At 69.1% G+C, this 18,300-nt stretch carries 10 protein-coding genes; all 10 read left to right on the top strand.

From position 1 onward, the window contains the following. The first annotated feature begins 142 nt into the window (after window positions 1-142). Entirely contained in the window at window positions 143-6,202 is a 6,060-nt protein-coding gene (locus QN358_RS12635; RefSeq protein WP_323512594.1) for an Ig-like domain-containing protein, read from the top strand. 52 nt (window positions 6,203-6,254) lie between these two features. After that, window positions 6,255-7,232 (top strand): AAA family ATPase, encoded by a 978-nt coding sequence (locus QN358_RS12630; RefSeq protein WP_136642950.1) that lies wholly within the window; start codon window positions 6,255-6,257, stop codon window positions 7,230-7,232. Window positions 7,233-7,287: 55 nt separating this feature from the next. After that, window positions 7,288-8,694, top strand: coding sequence for a DUF58 domain-containing protein (locus QN358_RS12625; protein ID WP_323512593.1), 1,407 nt, complete (start codon window positions 7,288-7,290; stop codon window positions 8,692-8,694). Next, window positions 8,694-11,099: a transglutaminase-like domain-containing protein gene (locus QN358_RS12620; protein ID WP_323512592.1), complete on the top strand. Its 2,406-nt coding sequence runs from the start codon at window positions 8,694-8,696 to the stop codon at window positions 11,097-11,099. The genes QN358_RS12625 and QN358_RS12620 overlap by 1 nt, the downstream gene beginning before the upstream one ends. Next, window positions 11,096-12,691, top strand: a complete 1,596-nt coding sequence (locus QN358_RS12615) for an RDD family protein (protein WP_323512591.1) — start codon at window positions 11,096-11,098, stop codon at window positions 12,689-12,691. Before QN358_RS12620 ends, QN358_RS12615 begins: the two co-directional genes overlap by 4 nt. Next, window positions 12,688-13,554, top strand: coding sequence for a PP2C family protein-serine/threonine phosphatase (locus QN358_RS12610; protein WP_323512590.1), 867 nt, complete (start codon window positions 12,688-12,690; stop codon window positions 13,552-13,554). The genes QN358_RS12615 and QN358_RS12610 overlap by 4 nt, the downstream gene beginning before the upstream one ends. Beyond that, window positions 13,554-15,110 (top strand): FHA domain-containing protein, encoded by a 1,557-nt coding sequence (locus tag QN358_RS12605; RefSeq protein WP_323512589.1) that lies wholly within the window; start codon window positions 13,554-13,556, stop codon window positions 15,108-15,110. The genes QN358_RS12610 and QN358_RS12605 overlap by 1 nt, the downstream gene beginning before the upstream one ends. Further along, window positions 15,107-16,861: a serine/threonine-protein kinase gene (locus QN358_RS12600; RefSeq protein ID WP_323512588.1), complete on the top strand. Its 1,755-nt coding sequence runs from the start codon at window positions 15,107-15,109 to the stop codon at window positions 16,859-16,861. Before QN358_RS12605 ends, QN358_RS12600 begins: the two co-directional genes overlap by 4 nt. After that, entirely contained in the window at window positions 16,858-17,637 is a 780-nt protein-coding gene (locus QN358_RS12595) for a hypothetical protein (RefSeq protein WP_323512610.1), read from the top strand. Before QN358_RS12600 ends, QN358_RS12595 begins: the two co-directional genes overlap by 4 nt. 3 nt (window positions 17,638-17,640) lie before the next feature. Continuing rightward, window positions 17,641-18,300 (top strand): FHA domain-containing protein (locus QN358_RS12590; RefSeq protein ID WP_323512587.1); only part of this gene is annotated, 660 nt, incomplete at its 3' end.

Genomic DNA, 18,300 nt, shown 5'->3' with positions numbered 1-18,300 from the left:
CAAACGTAAGGCGCACCCGCGCGTATACCTCGCGCAAACATATTTGGGCCCTAGCAGAACTCATGTTTGAATGGCTGCGTTGGTTTTTCTTCACCCGAAGTTGAGAGACCCGACTGTCAGTCGACGATGGGGATAAAACAACGTGAGGCTCTTCGAGGCCATGCGTCGCCGAAAGGCGACGGTCGCATCTGTGGCGACCGTTTCGGTGGTTTCGCTCGCCGTCACGACCATGGCCCTCTTCTACCAGGGCATCACCACCGCGAACGTGCAACTCAACGATGGTGGCGTGTGGGTCACCAAGCCCAGCGGCCTGCTGCTCGGCCACCTCAACTACCCCTCGCAGGTGCTCGACGGGGGCCTGCGCATGACCAGCGGCACCTTCGACATTCTGCAGAACGGCGAGACCGTCATCGCCGTCGACCCGTCGTCGTCGACCCTCAGTGTGGTCGACCCGGCCACCGTCTCGGTGGGCAACCCGGTCGCCATCCCGGCCCAGGCAGAGGTCTCGCTGGGCGCCAACACCGTTTCAGTGCTCGATGCCTCGACCGGGCTGCTGTTCTCGAGTACCGCCGCCGCGGTCGCGAACTTCACGGCCAACCCCGACACTCCTCTCTACAAGCTCGGCGCCGGAGCCTCGGCCACGGTCGATGACACCGGCACGATTCACGGCCTCTCGCTGGCCGACAAGCAGCTGGTGAGCATCCCGGTCGACGACCAGGGCACCGCGGGCGACCCTGTGACGGCTGCGCTCGGCACGGTTCCGGATGATGCACAGCTCTCGCTCGCCACCGTGGGCACCCGCGCGGTGGTGTTCGACAGCGTCAATGGCGTGCTCTACCTCCCGGGCGGCAAGCAGGTGAGCGTCGCCGACTCGAAGGGCGGCATCCTTCAGCAGAACGGCCCGGATTCCTCGTCGGCCCTCATCGCCACCACCACCCAGCTGATCAGCCAGCCCCTCGACGGCAGCACGGCGACCAGCACCTCGTCGGGCAAACCCGGCAAGCCGGCCCCACCCGTGTTTCTCAGCGGTTGCGCGTACGGCGCCTGGGCGGGCGCCTCGACGTATGTACGCGACTGCGCCGGCACCGCCAACGATGTGTCGAGCACCATCGACGGCCTGCCCGACAACGCCGACCTCGTGTTTCGGGTCAACCGTGACGTCGTGGTGATCAACGACCTCACGAGCGGCGCCGTATGGCTCGTGAACCAGAACATGAAGAAGGTCGAGAACTGGGACGACGTGGTGCCCCCACCCGACCAGACCCAGACCAACGAAGAAGACAACACCACAGAAGAAGAGCTTCAGCAGATTCTGCCGAACCGCACCGATCAGAACAGTCCGCCCATTGCCGTCGACGACAAGTTCGGCGTTCGGGCGGGCCGCACCACGGTGCTGCCCGTGCTCGACAATGACTCCGACCCCGACGGCGACGTGCTCACGGCCACCCTGAACGGCGCCGAACCCCCGCTCGGCACAGTGCAGAGTATTCTCGGCGGCGCAGCCCTGCAGATCGCCGTGCCGGCCGACGCGACGGGCACGGGAACTTTCTCGTACAGCGTCGACGACGGGCGGGGCGGGAAGGCCACGGCAACCGTCTCGCTCACGGTGAAGGCGCCGGGCACGAACGAGGCACCGGTCGAGAAGCGCGTCGCCACCATTCCCGTGGAGCAGAACTCGACCGTCTCGTACAACGTGCTGCCCGACTGGATCGACCCCGACGGCGACGACCTGTTCGTGCGCTCGGCCACCGCCGACGGCGCGAACCAGGTTCAGTTCCGCGCCGACGGACAAATCACATTCACAGCGCTCGACGCTGACCCGGGCCGCAAAGACGTGAAAGTCGTTGTGAGCGACGGAACACTCGACACCGAGGGCACGATTCACTTCGAGGTTCGGGCATCCGGAACCCTCGCCCCCGTCACCAACGCCGACCACTACATCACCCGCCCGAACCAGCAGGTCACCGCCTCGCCGCTCGCCAACGACCTCAGCCCGAGCGGCGCGCAGCTGCGTCTCGCGAAGATCAACGAGGTCACCGGAGCCACCGTGGTGCCGGACTACACCACGGGCACCTTCACCTTCATCACCCCGAACCCGGGCACCTACTACGTGCAGTACCTCGTCACCGACGGCCCCAAGACGGCTTCGGGCCTGGTGCGAGTGGATGTTCTCGCCAGCGTCAACGCAGACGACCCACCCATTGCCGTGCGAGACACCGCCCTGCTCACCAAGGGCCACAGCGTGCTCGTGAATGTGCTCGCGAACGACTTCGACCCGGCCGGCGGCATTCTGGCCGTGCAGTCGATCGACAACCCGGCCGACTCGGGCGTGGCCGTCGAGGTGCTCGAGCACGAGACGCTGCGCATCACCGACTCGCCGGGCATCACGTCGCCCACGACGATTCACTACACGGTGACGAATGGCACAAAATCGGCGGTGGGCGAGGTGTTCGTGATACCGATTCCGGCGCCCGCGAAACTGCTGCCGCCGGTCGCGGTCAACGACACGGTGACGGTGCGCGCGGCAGACGTGGCGACGATCCACGTGCTCGACAACGACTACAGCCCGAACGGCGACACCATCTCGCTCTCGCCCACGCTCGTGCAGCCGCTCATCGCACCAGCCGACGGCGACATGTTCGTGGCGCAAGACACCCTGCGGTTCAAGGCCGGCCCGGTGGCGAAGACCGTCTACACGACCTACGAGGTGGTCGACAGCCAGGGCCAGCGCGCTGCCGGGTATGTGACCATTCAGATCATCGGCAACGATGCCGGCGCCAACTCCCCGCCCCGGCCGCGCGACGTCACCGTGCGCGCACTGCAGGGCACCACCGTGCGCATCCCGATTCCGCTCGACGGAATCGACCCCGACGGCGACTCGGTGTCGCTCATCGGGCAGGGCACCGCGCCCGCGAAGGGTCGCATCACGAGCGTGGGCGAATCGTGGCTCGAGTATGAGGCGTACCCCACGTCGACCGGCACCGACACCTTCACCTATGTGGTGCGCGACCGACTCGGCGCCGAAGCGACCGCCACCGTACAGGTGGGTATCGTGCCCTCGGCGAGCGCCAACCAGAGCCCGTACGCCGTGCCCGACGCCGTGAGCGTGCGCCCGGGGCGAACAGTGGCGGTGGATGTTCTCGCCAACGACTCCGACCCCGACGGTGACCCGATTCTGCTCCGCGACAACGGCCTGCAGGTGCCCGACGGAGTGACGGCCGTGGTCAAGCGCGGGCGGGTCGAAGTGACGGCCCCGCAGACCCCCGGTCAGTACACCGTGCAGTACACCGTCGTCGACCAGTACGGCGCCACCGCCGTGGGGCCGCTGCTGGTCACCGTCGACCCGAACGCGGTGCTCGTGGCGCCCATCGCCCGCGACGACGTGGTGGTAGCGGCCGACGTCATCGGCAAGGCGACAACCACGGTTCCCGTGCGGGAGAACGACGACGACCCTGACGGCACGGTCGACGACCTCACCGTGAGTTCAGACAACCCCAACGCCAGCATCACGGCCGACAACCAAGTGACGGTCACCCTCACCGGTGACGCCCAGATCGTGACCTACACGGTCACCGACCCCGACGGTCTGAAAGCCTCGGCATTCATCTTCGTACCGGGGCTGGCCGACCTGCACCCCACCCTGAAGCCCGGCGTCAAGCCGATCACGGTCAACAGCGGCGAGACCATCAGCGTGCCACTGTCGCAGTATGTGCTCGTGAACAGCGGCAAGACCGCACGTATCACCGAGGCCGGCAAGGTGAGTGTGGCGCACGGCAACGGCTCATCGCTCGTCACCGACGAGACCACTCTCACCTACACCTCGCAGGCCGGGTACTACGGGCCCGATGCGCTGAGCTTCGAGGTCACCGACGGCACCGGGCCCGACGACCCGCTCGGCAAGAAGGCCGTGCTGGTCATTCCCATCACTGTTGTCTCGACCACGAACATCTCGCCCACGTTCCTCGGCGGCAGTGTCAACGTCGCGCCGGGCGGAGATGCCGACAAGCTGAACCTCCGCACGCTCTCCCGCGACCCCGACCAGGGCGACCTCGAGAAGCTCAGCTACTCGGTCGTGGGCTCGCCGAACCCCGGCATCACCGCCTCGATCGACGGCCAGACGCTCAGCGTGTCGGCTTCCGGCTCCGCGGCCAAGGGGCAGAGTACCTTTCAGATTCAGGTGACCGACGGCCAGAGTGCGCCCGGCACCGGCGCGATCACGGTCAACGTACTCACCTCCATCCGGCCGATGCCGTCGGCGGTCGACGACACCATCCCGCAGGCCGACCAGGGCAAGACCCGCTCGGTGAGCGTGCTCGACAACGACTACAACCCCTACCCCGAGACTCCGCTGAAGATTCTCGATGCCGTCGTTGAGACAGGCAACGGCACCGCCAGCGTGAACGGCAGCCAAGTCGACGTGACGCCCGCGAGCGACTTCGTCGGCACGATGGTGGTGCGCTACCGCATCACCGACGCCACGAACGACCCGCTGCGGGTCGCCGACGGCCGTATTCGACTCACCGTGCAGGGCCGCCCCGATACCCCCACCACGCCGAGTGTCACCTCGATTCAAGACAAGACTGTCGTGCTGTCGTGGGTGCCGCCGAGCGACAATGGCTCCTCTATCACCGGGTACACAGTGAAGAGCCCGCAGGGCTACAGCAAGCAGTGCCAGTCGACCACCTGCACGCTCGACGGCCTCACCAACAACGTCGAATACACCTTCACGGTGACCGCCACCAACGCAGTCGGCACCTCTGACGCCTCGCCCTCCTCCGGCATCGCCCGGCCGGATGCTCGCCCCAGCGCCCCCGCAGCGCCCACGCTCATCTTCGGCGACAAGAGCGCAACCGTGAACTGGGTCACCCCGCCCACCACCGGCTCGCCCGTCACCTCGTACAACCTCGAGATCTCGCCCGCCCCCGCCGCCGGAACCGTGCAGAAGACCGGCGTCACCGGCAACAGCACGGTGTGGAACGGCCTCGAGAACGGCGTGGCGTACCAGGTGCGCATCCAAGCCGTGAACCGTGCCCCCGACCCGAGCGATTTCAGCCCGTACTCGGCCACCGTCATTCCGGCGGGCAAACCGGATGCCCCGGCCGCACCCACCACGACCCGTCTCGAGCCCGTGGGAGACAAGGCCCAGTTGCAGGTGAACTGGGTTGCCCCGGCCAACAACGGTGACGCGGTCTCGGCGTACACGCTGCAGGTTCTGCTCGGAGGATCCGTGGTCAACACCCTCCCCGAGGGCACCGCTACGTCGCAGGCCATCGAAGTCGCCACCTCAGAGAGCGACTACACCTTCATCGTCACCGCGGCCAACAAGGCCGGCACCGGCAACCCCTCCGGCCCCTCGGCGCCCCGCCGCGCCTTCGTGGCCCCCGGTGCACCCGGCAACGTGAGCGCCACCGCCGGCGACAACCAGCTCACGGTGTCGTACTCGCCCGCCGCCGGCAACGGCGCGAAAGCCAGCGAGCTCGCCTACCAGTACAGCCTCAACAACGGTGGCTGGAACAGCATGCCCGGCAACAAGGTCATCACGAGCGGCGTCTCGAACAACAATGACTACACCGTGCGCGTTCGGGCCGTCACCCAGCTCGACGGCGAGACCTACAACGGTGCCGCGAGCACTGCCTCGAACTCGGTCTCGCCCTACGGCGCCCCGAACAAGCCCAGCACCAGCGCCTCACCTGGCAACCAGAGCGTCACCGTCAACTGGTCGTCGGTCGCCCGCAACGGCCGCGACTACCACATCGAGATCAAGATCGACTCGGGCGGCTGGGAGAACGTGGGCACAGCCGGTGGCAGCCGTACCATTCCAGCCGGCTACAGCGACACTCACAGCATCACCGCCCGCACGGTCGACGTCACCGGTGCCGTGAGTGGAGAGAGCTCATCATCGGCGACGTCTGAGAGCAAACCCACGCCTACTGCCACCATCTCTCCCGGCGGCGCCTGCAACGTCAAGGGAATCGTCAACTGCACGTACATCAAGATCACCGTGCACAACTTCGACGGCAGCTCAGTGACCTGTACCTGGAACTCACGCTCCGATGGCATCAAGACCACCTCGGTGTCGGCGCCCGACGGAACCAGGACACCCGGCTGGTACACCGACGACCGCCAGGGCACCGGCTACGAGCTTGAAGTTCAGGCGAATTACATCAACTGTGGCGGCGTGACACCGACGGTGTCGCGATGACCCGGCACGTGCATCCAGAACCCCCACATCTGACCGAGAGAAGAGCAGCCCTGTGACAATGACCCCCGAGCAGGCGACCTGGTTCGCCGGCACCTTCGACCGTCTCGTGCAGAACGTCGGCCAGGCCGTGCTGGGCAAGCCGCACGTGATTCGTCTCACGATCATGGCCATGATCGCCGAAGGCCACGTGCTGCTCGAAGACGCGCCGGGAACCGGCAAGACGTCGCTTGCCCGCGCCATCGCGGCCACCGTGCAGGGTTCGCACCAGCGCATCCAGTTCACCCCCGACCTGCTGCCCTCCGACGTGACCGGTGTCACCATCTACGACCAGAACTCGCACCTGTTCGAGTTTCACAAGGGCCCGGTGTTCGCCTCGATCGTGCTCGCCGACGAGATCAACCGCGCGTCGCCGAAGACCCAGTCGGCGCTGCTCGAGGTCATGGAGGAGTCGAAGATCACCGTCGACGGCGTCACGCACGACGTCGGCCGGCCGTTCCTGGTCATCGCCACCCAGAACCCCATCGAGCAGGCCGGCACCTACCGGTTGCCCGAGGCCCAGCTCGACCGCTTTCTGATCAAAACCTCCATCGGGTACCCCGACCTCGCCTCGGCCGAACTGATTCTGGCGGGTGCTTCGATTCGCGACTCGTCGGCGAAGCTCAGCCCCGTCATCACCACCGCCGCCGTGGCCGACATGGCCGACCTCGCCGCCACCGTGCACGTCGACAGCGCCGTGCTGAGGTACACCGCTCAGCTCGCCGAAGCGACACGGGATGCCCCCGAAAGCCGCGTCGGCGTCTCCGTTCGCGGTGCCATGGCCCTCATTCGCGCGGCCAAAGTCTGGGCGGCTGCCCAGGGACGAAACTTCGTGCTGCCCGACGACATCAAAGAGCTGGCGGCTCCCGTGTGGGTGCACCGCTTCGTGCTCGACCCGGAGGCCGAGTTCTCGGGAACCACCGCCGAGCAGGTGCTCGCCCGCGTGCTCGCCGATGTTGCCGCGCCGCAGGCCCGCCAGTCGGTCGCCGTCTGAGACCCGCGCTCCGCTGCCCATCGTAACCACCCGAACCTGACCCGAGACGCCCCTCATGACCGACACGCGACCCCCTCGGAACCGAGCCACGCCGGCCCGCTCACATCGAGCTTCGGCGCGCACGAATACGGCCCGCACCGGGGCGGCGGCGGCGGGCGCCGCACGGTTCGCCGCCGCGCGCGGGGCGTTGGCCGTACGGGTACGCTCCGGTGGCGCGGCCGTGGGCAGGCTCACCGTGGTGAAGGTGGCCGTGCCGAGGGTGCGGGCCGGGGCATCCGGAGCCTGGCAGCACGCCTCACCCGTCGTCGGCGGCGTGCTCGGTGTCGTGTCGGGGTTCGGCTGGGCCGTACTGGGTGCTGCGATCGTCGCCCTCGTGGTGGGCCGCGCGTTCGGCTGGCTCGAGCTGACCGTGCTGGGCGGGGCCCTGCTGGCCGCTCTGGTGCTGTCGGTGATCTTCATCGTGGGCCGGTCGGCGTACTCAGTGACGCTCAACCTCGCCGCGAACCGTGTGGTTGTGGGCACGCGGGCGGTGGGCAGCATTGTGGTGGGCAACGCCTCGACGCGGGCGCTGCTGCCGTCGCGCGTCGAGCTGCCGGTGGGCGGCGGGTTCGCGTCGTTCCAGGTGCCGCGGCTCGTGCCGGGCGCTGAACACGACGATCTGTTCGGCATTCCTACGGCGAAGCGGGCCGTCATCACCGTGGGCCCGGTGCGATCGGTTCGCGGCGACCCCCTGGGGCTGCTGCGGCGGGAGATTCGCTGGACCGAGCCAGAACTGCTGTTCGTGCATCCGCAAACCGTGCGCATCGACGGCACCTCGGCTGGCTTCATTCGCGACCTCGAAGGCCAGACCAGCCGGGTGCTCTCGAGCGACGACGTCTCGTTTCACGCCCTGCGGGAGTACGTGCCGGGAGACGACCGCCGAAACATCCACTGGAAGACCTCGGCCCGCACCGGCGTTCTCATGGTGAAGCAGTTCGAAGAGACCCGTCGCTCGCACCTCGCGCTCGCCCTCTCGACCAATGCCGCCGACTACGCCACCGCCGATGAGTTCGAGCTCGCCATCTCGTCGTGCGGCTCACTCGGGCTGCAGGCGCTGAAAGAAGAGCGCGACGTCACGGTCATGGTTCAGGGCAGCACTCTGCACTCCGAAACAGGTCGCCGGCTTCTGGATGACCTGTCGAGCCTCGAGCAGACCGAACGCCGCGACACCATCGTGCACCTCGCGAAGGTCGCCGGCCAGCAGGTACCCGACGCGTCGGTCGCGGTGCTGATGTTCGGAGCGCAGGTCACCGCCACGCAGCTGCAGGCGGCCACCGTGTACATTCCGCTCGGCGTGCGCATCATCGCGGTGAGCTGCCGGCCGGGCGCTGCGGTGTCGCGGCGCATGATCGGCGACCTCACGCTGCTCACCATCGGCGCGCTCGACGAGCTGCCGGCGGCGCTTCGGCGGGTGAACAGCTGATGGCGAACCGCCCTGCCGCCCCCGCCACGGCCACCCGCCCGGCCTGGCGCTGGGCCCTCGACCTCGCCGCCATGGTGGCCCTCCTCGCGGCCGGCATCGTGGGCTTCGGCCCCGCGTTCGGCGGCACCGGCTACCTCGTCGCCGCGGCCGGCGGCCTCGTTCTCGGCCTGGTCATCGCCGTGCTCGGCGCCCGGTTCGCCCTCAACCTCTTCGTGCTGCTCGCCGCCACCCTGCTGGCTTACCTGCTGTTCGGCGGAGCCTTCGCCGTGCCCGCGTCGACCCTCGGCGGCATCGTTCCCACCGTCGACACCGTTCGCCAGCTCGCGCTCGGCATCGTGTTCTCGTGGAAAGACGTGCTCACCCTGCAGATACCGGTGGGCGGTTTTCCCGCGGTGCTCATCGTGCCCTTTCTCACCACGCTCGTCGCCACGGTTCTGGCGGGCAGTTTCGCGCTGCGACTGGTTCGCCGGGCGGCCTGGGCCCTCGTTCCGGCTGCCGCGCTGTTCGTCACCGCGATCGTGTTCGGCACGCGCGATGCGGCGGCCCCGGTCATCCAGGGCCTGGTGTTCGCGGGTGTCGCGCTGGTCTGGTGGGCGTGGCGCCGTGCTGAACTGCGTGCGGCCGAGAACCAGGCGGGCGCGGGGCCGGCCCAGGCAAACCAGACTCGCGCGAACCGCCGCGGTGCCACAGCGGGCAGTGCAGCCGACGCCCTCAGCCCCGAAGCCGCCGCGACGGCCCGCAGCGTTCGCACCGTGCGCCTCGCCAGCGGCGCCGGCCTCGTGGTGGTCGCCCTCGCCCTCGGCGCCGTCGCCGGCGGAGCCATCGGCGCCCCCGCCTCCCGCGACGCTCTCCGCGACCAGATCGACCCACCCCTCGACGTCAAGAACTACGCCAGCCCTCTCGTGTCGTTTCGCAAATACGTGCGCGACGACAAGTCGAACGTGCTCTTCTCGGTCGAGGGCCTGCCCGACAACGCCCGCATCCGCCTCGCCACCCTCGACGCGTACGATGGCATCGTCTACAGCGTGGCGGGCGACGGTTCGGCCGCCTCTGGCACGTTCCAACGCATCAGCGGCGAGGTTCCGGGCACTGCCGCCGGTACCGCCACCCACGCCACGCTGAACGTGACCATCGGCGACCTCACCGGTGTCTGGATGCCCGACGCCGGCTCGCTCGAATCCCTGCAGTTCACCGGCCCCCGTGCCGCAGCCCTCACCACCACGTTGCACTACAACGCCGCCACCGGCGTCGCCCTCACCACCGACTCCCTGCAGAAAGGCGACACCTACACGGCCGACGTCGCCATCCCCGCTGTACCAAGCGACGACCAGCTGAAGAGCGAGCAGACAACGAAACTGACGATGCCGAAGGTGACCGGTGTTCCCGACGACATCGGCACCCTCGCCACGAAGTACGCCGGCGACGCCAGCGACCCACTCACCGAGGTGCGCAACATCGCCACCAGCCTCAGCCAGGGCGGTTTCTTCAGCCACGGCCTCGAAGGCGAAGCGACTTCCCGCGCCGGCCACGGCGAAGAGCGCATCGCCGCACTGCTCGCCGCCGCGCAGATGGTCGGCGACGACGAACAGTACTCGGTGGCCATGGCCCTGATGGTGCGGGAGCTCGGGCTGCCTGCCCGCGTGGTGATGGGGTTCTACCCCGACACCTATGCCGGGGCATCCGCCACCCAGAACATCACGGGCGACAACCTGCACGCGTGGGTCGAGGTCGACTTCGCCTCGAGCGGCTGGGTCGCGTTCGACCCCACGCCGCCCAAAGACCAGGTGCCCACCGCCGAGGCACCGAAGCCCAAATCAGACCCCAAGGCGCAGGTGCTGCAGCCGCCGCCCCCGCCGCAGGAGCCCGCCCAGTTGCCGCCGGATGTCCGCACCGACAACTCCGACCAAGACCAGCAGCCCGACGCGGCCGGCATTCCCACCTATGTGTACTTCGCCGCGGGCGGTGGACTGCTGCTGCTGCTCATCCTGATCGCCCCGCTCGTCGTCATCGGGGCGCTGAAGCTGCGGCGCCGGCGGCGGCGCGAGACGGCCGCACGGGCCGCCGATCGGCTGAGCGGCGGGTGGGACGAGATCGTCGACCGCGCAAGCGACCTCGGCACGCTCCTGCCGCCTGGCATCACCCGGCGGGAGGGCGCCGTGGCCCTCGCCGACACGTATCCGACCGTCTCGGTGATCGATGTCGCCCAGCGCGCCGACAACGGAGTGTTCGGGCCGGGCGAGCCCTCGGCCGCCGACGTCTCGACCTTCTGGAACGAAGTTGACGCTATCGTCGAAAGCATGACGGGGTCGCAGAGTCGCTGGCGTCGGCTGAAAGCACGGTTGTCGCTGCGGTCGTTCCGGGCCAGGCGCCGGGCCGCACAGTCGAACGGAAAGAAGCAGTCATGACGAATGCCCAGCCCCCCGCGACGCCGGCCGCCGGGCCGCAGCCGTGCGTGCAGTGCGGCTCTCCGGTGCCCGCCAACGCGCAGTTCTGCCTCGCCTGTGGCACTCCCGTCTCGTCGCGCACACGGGTGACCGCGCTCGGGACTTCCCCGCTCGCGCCTGCGGATGCGGTGGTAGCGGGTGGGGCAACCGGTGCGTCGTGGCCGACAACCGACGTTGCCGGCGAGGGCAGCGAGCCGGGCGTTCTGGCCGGCAACTACGGCTGGCGCATCCTCGCGTTCGCCCTCGACGGCGTCTTCGGCGGGGTCATCACCCTTCTCGTCATCATCATCGTGGCTGTCGGCGGCGGCTTTCGCGGCGGCACCTCGGGCGGCACGGCAGCCAGCGGCGGCGTCTCGGGCGGCGTCAGCATCACCGGCCTGCCCTTCGTGCTGGTCATTCTGAGCGCCTACCTCTACCCCCTCGCCAGCCTCTTCATGCAGGCTTTTCTGGGCTACAGCTTCGGCAAACTCCTCACCGGCCTCCGGGTTGTCAGCGTCGACCGCCCCACGACCCCCGGGCTGCTCCGGATGCTCCTGCGCGACATCATCGTCTTCGCCGCCAGTCTCGTCTTCGGTATCGGCCAGCTCGTCGTCTACCTGTCTCCCCTCTGGGATCCCCAGAGACTCAACCGCGGCTGGCACGACCGCGTCGCCCACACCTTCGTCATCGATGTGCGCCGCGGCCGCAACCCGCTGCTCGCGCCGCCCGCCACCGACCCGTCGGCCTTCGCGCCTCCGGCCGCCAGCCCCGCACCCGGCCTCTTGCCCGTGCCCGCTCCCGCTCCCGCTAGTACCCTGCCCGCCGAAGCCGAACCGGCCGTGAGCTTCTCGCCGCCAGAGGTACCGTCGCCTGCTCCCCTCATCGCGAGCGTGCCCGGCTTTGCCCCACCGCCACCGGCAGCCGCGTTCGCCCCAGCACCGCGTCCCGACGAAATCGCCCCACCGCCCGCCCCCGGTGCCTTCGCCTCCACCCCGGTGCCGCCCGAAACGACGGGCGACGCTCGCTTCGGAGCTGTGGTCGACGCCTTCGACGACCTCGACGTCGACAGCACCCGCCTGGCCGACCTGCGCCGGCCAGCTGCGGTCGCCGCGGCCCCGACCGCCGGGCTCCCCGCCGTCCCTGTCACGCCGGCCACCCCCCGCCTCGCATTCCGATTCGACAGCGGCGAGCTCTTCGTCGTCGACCGGCCCGGCGTGCTCGGTCGCGACCCGATCGCCCCAGCCGCCCCAGCATCCGCACCCTCGACACCAGAAGCCACCCCCAGGGCCGATCCCCTCAGCGCCGATCCCCGCAGCACAGATCCCCGCCGCGCCGATCCCCTCATCGTGCGCGTACCCGGCGACGCAGCCTCGGTCTCGAAGACGCACCTCACCTTCGGGTTCTCTGCCACCGCGCCGACCCTGTGGATCGTCGACCGCGGCTCCACCAACGGAACCGTTCTCGTGCAGGGCGGCCGAAACCTGCCGCTCGTCTCGGGCGAACCGCTCACCGTTCGCGCGGGCGACACGGTTCGCATCGGCACGCGATCTTTTCAGGTGGAGGAGGCCTCGTGAGTGCATCCCGAGCCCCCGAGTCGCTCGCCCTCGACTCGCTCACAACCCGAGTGGGCGCCGCCACCGACGTCGGCCTGCAGCGCGCCACCAACGAAGACGCGTTCTTCGCCGAGTTTCCCGTCTTTCTGGTCGCCGACGGCATGGGCGGCCACCAAGCCGGCGAAGTGGCCAGCGCCCTCGCCGTCGACGCCTTCGCCTCACTGGCGGGCAGCGCCTCGGTGACCCCCACCGAACTCCGCCTCGCCTTCGACCGCGCGCGAAGCGCCATTCTCGCCATCGCCAGTACCGGCCCGCGCACCGCCGGCACCACCGTCTCGGGCGTCGCGCTGGCATCGAACGAAGGCGCCGCCTACTGGCTCGTCTTCAACCTCGGCGACTCGCGAACCTACCGCCTCAACGACGGCGTTCTCGAGCAGATCAGCGTCGACCACTCGGTGGTTCAAGAGCTCGTCGACGAGGGCGAACTCGACCGCGCAGCGGCAGCCGCGCATCCGGGCCGCAACATCATCACCCGGGCCCTCGGCGGCGGCGGCGACTCGCGCCCCGACTACTGGCTCGTGCCCGTCGAACCCGGCGACCGCATCATGATCTGCTCCGACGGCGTCTCGGGCGAACTCGAAGACGACGCAGTCACCCGCATTCTGCTTGCCGAAGCCGACCCACAGGCCGCGGCCACCCGCCTCGTTCACGAGAGCCTGCTGCGCGGCGGCCGCGACAATCTGACGGCTGTGGTCGTCGATGCGTTCGACTCGACTCCGGATGCCCCACCGCCCCCGCTCGCCCCCACCACGTCTGACGGTCACGAGCCCCGCGACGAAGACACCATCCCGCGGGCGGCAGCTGGCGCCGGAAGGAACACCTGATGCCCGATCTGCGGTACCTCCCCGGCACCTGGCGCGCCGTCGTCACTCGCCACGGAGTCGCCCTTCTGCCCCCCAGCGTCTCTCCTGACGTGCTCGAGCAGGTGTGGCACGCTCTGGCCGACGGCCGCGGTTTCGGTGCCGTGCTCGAATCGCTCTCGGGTGCCTTCGGATCCGGCCTCGCTGCCATCCCCCCGTTCGCCGTCGCCACGTTCGGCCCGACCGCCGTTCCCGTCGGGGCTGCAGATACTGGCGGGGCTGCAGATACAGGCGGGTCTCCGGATGTTCGGCTCGCCGTGCGCGGCGCCCTCACCATCAGCGTCAGCACCACCGAGCCTGCCAGCGGCACCCCAAGCTCCTTCGATGTCTCCGGCGCCGACATCACCACCTGGAGCGAACGCGTCGTCTCCTCTGCCACCGCCCTCACACTCTCGGTCGGTGCTCCCGCTTCAGACCCCGCCGCCTCACACCGCACCGGTGACTGGTTCGCCATCTCCGACGGCATCGTTCTCACCGACGCGGTGGGTATCACCCTCACTGGCGTCGTGAGCGATCCGCCCGCCGCCCTACCTAAACCCACACCTGCACCTGCACCTGCTCCAGCTCCAGCTTCGGCCCCCCGAGTTCAGCCAGCAATTGCGCTGGCCATCGAGGAGACATCGGATCCTGACGATGACCTGAGCCACACCCGCACAGATATTCCCGACGAGGCGTACGACCACCTGTGGGGTGCCACCGTCGTCAAGTCGGTCGAATCCGCGGCCGTTCGCGACATCGACGACGAAGAAGACGAAGACGGAGCCTCCGAACCCGCACCGCAACCCGTTGCGGTAGGAGAACCGCCTGCGAACCGCCCCCCATCGGAGTGGACAGCCCCGCCCGCCACGGGTCTCATCGACCGTGTGCCCGGTTTCGCCGCCGTCGGCGCTCCCGCCCCGGTCTCGGTCACCCCGAACCGCACGCCCGCCCCGCCTTCGCCGGCACGGGCACCCTCGCCCGCAGCACAAGCACCCGCAGCACAAGCAGCAGCAGTAAGAGCAGCAGCACTGCCGACAGGCTCCACCGACGACGACCACGACGGCATGACCGTGACCGTCAGCGAGCTCGACGCCCTGCGCCGACTGGGCGCCGCGGGTGACGCCGCGTCCGACGCCACTGCAGCTACCGATGGCGAGCAACCGAGCACAACGGGCCCAGACCCCCGGGCATCCGGCACCGGAACCGGACGCATAGTGCTCTCAACGGGCGACATCTTCGCCCTCGACCGAACCCTCATCGTGGGCCGACGCCCCCGCGCGAACCGCGTCGACGCCGACCGCATGCCGACGCTCGTCACCGTTCCGAGCCCCGAACAAGACATCTCGCGCAACCACCTCGAGGTGCGCACCGAGGGTCGGCACGTGCTCGCTGTCGACCTTGCGACGACGAACGGTTCCGTGCTGCACCGCGACGGCACTCCGCCCGCCCGCATCACCCCGCGTGAACCTGTACTCGTGCTGAACGGCGACCTCATCGACATCGGCGACGGCATCACCCTCACCTTTGAGGGCCTCTCGTGAGTTCACGTCGCCCACCCTCGTTGCCGCCCGAGATTGCGGGCTTCAGCTACATCGAACTGCTCGGCTCCGGCGGCTTTGCCGACGTGTTTCTCTATGAGCAACGGATGCCCCGCCGCCGCGTCGCCATCAAGGTGCTGCTGCCCGAAACCCTCACCGATGGTGCTCGTGAGAGCTTCGACGCCGAAGCGAACCTCATGGCACAACTGTCGACGCATCCGTCGATCGTCACCATCTACCAGGCCGACATTTCGGCCGACGGCCGCCCCTACCTCGCCATGGAGTACTGCTCGCGCCCGAACCTCGGCGCCCGCTATCGACGCGAGAAGATCGGGGTGGCCGAGGTTCTGCGCATCGGAGTGCAGGTCGCCGGCGCCGTCGAGACCTCGCATCGCGCCGGGATTCTGCACCGCGATATCAAACCAGCGAATATTCTCACAACGGAATACAATCGCCCCGCCCTCACCGACTTCGGCATTTCGGTGGCACTCGTGGGCGGGGGCGACGGCCAGGGTGGCAGTGGCGGGCCCGGGGGTGCCGGTGCCGAGCAGGAGACCGTCGGCATGTCGATTCCCTGGTCGCCACCCGAGGTGTTCGGTGCCGTGTCGGCCTCGGGTTCACCCGCCGACATCTACTCGCTCGGCGCGACCGTCTACACGCTGCTGGCCGGCCGCACACCCTTCGAGGTGCCGGGCGGCGCCAATGCGGGAATCGACCTCATCGCGCGCATCCAGTCGGCCGCACTGCAGCCCACCGGCCGCGCAGACGTTCCCGAATCGCTCGAACAGATTCTGCGCGTCGCCATGGCGAAACGCCCCGCCGACCGCTTCACCTCGGCCCTCGAGTTCGCCCGGGCACTCCAGAAGGTGCAGCTCGAGCTGAGCCTCTCGGTCACCCCCGCCGATGTACTCGACGACGCCCTGCCCGCCGAGACAGCAGAAGAGGAAGACGACGGAAACACCCGCATTCGCGGCATCGTCACCATCGACCCGACGGCCCACAACACCTCCTCCGGCCGTCAGCCAAGCCCCTCGCATGCGCCGCCCGCGCCCGCTCAGGGGTGGTCAGCGGCACCTGCTGGCCATGCCGTTCCACCCGTCGACGCCACTCAGCTGCGTTCCGGCGCCGCGGCGAGCGCCGCAACCACTGCCGCATCCGGGCAGGGCTTCGGCACCGGCACCTCACCTGGTCTCTCACCCGCACCCCGCCTCCCTTTCGGTTCACCCCACGACGCCGCATCCGGTGCCCCGGCGGTCGAAGAGACCGTGCACCGCGCTCCGAACCCCGGCCACACCCCCGGGCACGCCCCCGGGCACGGCGCAACCACGGCCGCACCCCCGAGACGGCGCGCCCTCCCCGTCATCATCGGCGCCTCGGCCGTCGTGGTCGTCCTCGCCGTGCTCGGCATCGTCTTCGCCGTGAACGCGGGTAACGGAAGCCCAGCTGCCCAGGCCAGCACGGCACCGGATGCCCCCGTGAACATCGCTCCCGCCGAAACCGTCTCCCCCGCCACCGGTCTCACCAGCACCGCGGGCGCGGGTGGGGTGGTCTTCACATGGGCGAACCCGGCTCCCAAAGCCGGAGACGTCTACCTGTGGGGCGTCGTCACCCCGGGCGCAGAGCCGAAGCTGGCCTCGACACCCGACCCCACGGTCACCGTGCCCGCACCGACATCGGGGCAGGTGTGTGTCGAGGTGAGCATCCGCCGCACCGATGGCCATGCGTCAGACCCCGTGACGGCGTGCGCACCGTGAGCGTCGCCGGCACCCCAGAGACGGTGGGCCCTTCCGGGAGCGCCAGCAACGACGCGAGCATCGAGTTCTGCGACGAATGGTTCGCCCTCGACCCCGCCACCGCCTTCAACATCGGCCGCGACGCCGACCTGCACATCGACGACAACCAGTACCTGCACCGCCACTTTCTGCAGATCGACTTCAGCGAGGGCCTCTGGTGGCTCCGCAATGTGGGGTCGCGGCTGTCGGCCACCGTCACCGATTCGTCGGGCACCGTGCAGGCGTGGCTGGCTCCGGGCGCGCGGCTTCCGCTCGTGTTCCGGCTCACCACCGTGGTCTTCACAGCCGGGCCGACGAGCTACGAGTTCAGTGTGCACACCTCTGCGCCCCCGTTCATCGACTCGTCGCCCACACCCGACGGCAGTGGGGCGACCACGGTCGGCGCCATCGCGTTCACTGCGTCTCAGCGCCTGCTCATCGTGGCACTGGCCGAGCCCATGCTGCGGCGCGACGGGTCGGGCACGAGCGAGATTCCCTCGTCTGCGGCCGCCGCCGAGCGCCTCGGTTGGGTGCTCAGCCGCTTCAATCGCAAACTCGACAACGTCTGCGACAAGCTGAATCGCGCGGGAGTCGACGGCCTCCGCGGCGGAGTCGGCGCCCTCGCCACCAACCGGCGCGCCCGCCTCGTGGAGTACGCCGTTCTCTCCCGCCTCGTCACCAAAGCCGATCTCGCGCTGCTCGACGAGGCCGCACCCGCAGCCGCATCCCCATCCGCACCTCCCACCGGCAGGCCCTGACCCATGCGCATCAAGATCACCCTCACCCGGCCCGGCGGCAGCCAGGTCGACCTCGCCGTCACCGCCGACGCCACCACCAGCGTCAGCAACATCGCCGAGGCGCTCTTCGTGGCCGACCCGACGAACGCCGTACGCATCCGGCCGCAGGCACAGCCCGGCACGGGCACGCCGACCGACCCCACCTCGAACCTGCTCGAGTCGGGCTTTCGCTCGGGCTCCGTGGTCGAGATCCGCCAGTACAGCGAGAACTTCGACGCACCCGGCTCGGGCCGTGGCCCCGCCGCTGCGACCGTGCGCGTGCTGAGCGGCCCCGACGCCGGCACTGAGTTCGAGCTGCCGTTCGGTTCGAGCTACATCGGCCGCGAGCGCGGCATCGACGTACGCCTCAGCGACACCCTCGTATCCAAACGCCACGCCCGCATCAACATCGGCGAGAACGTCGAGATCATCGACATGAATTCGGCGAACGGCCTGCTGATGGGCGGCGAACAGGTCGCCCGCACCACCCTCACCAGTGCCGACGTCGTGGTGCTCGGCGACACCGCGATCTGCATCGTTCCACTGCAACGACTCGGTGGCGCCGCACCCAGCACCCCCGTCATCGAGTTCAACCGCTCACCACGCGTCGTTTCGCGCTACCCCGGCTGTCTCTTATACACATCT

This window comes from Subtercola sp. RTI3 (assembly GCF_035018625.1).
Lineage (GTDB): Bacteria > Actinomycetota > Actinomycetes > Actinomycetales > Microbacteriaceae > Subtercola > Subtercola vilae.
The sequence above is the reverse complement of the archived record's forward strand: the minus strand, read 5'-3'. Positions and strand labels throughout refer to the sequence as shown.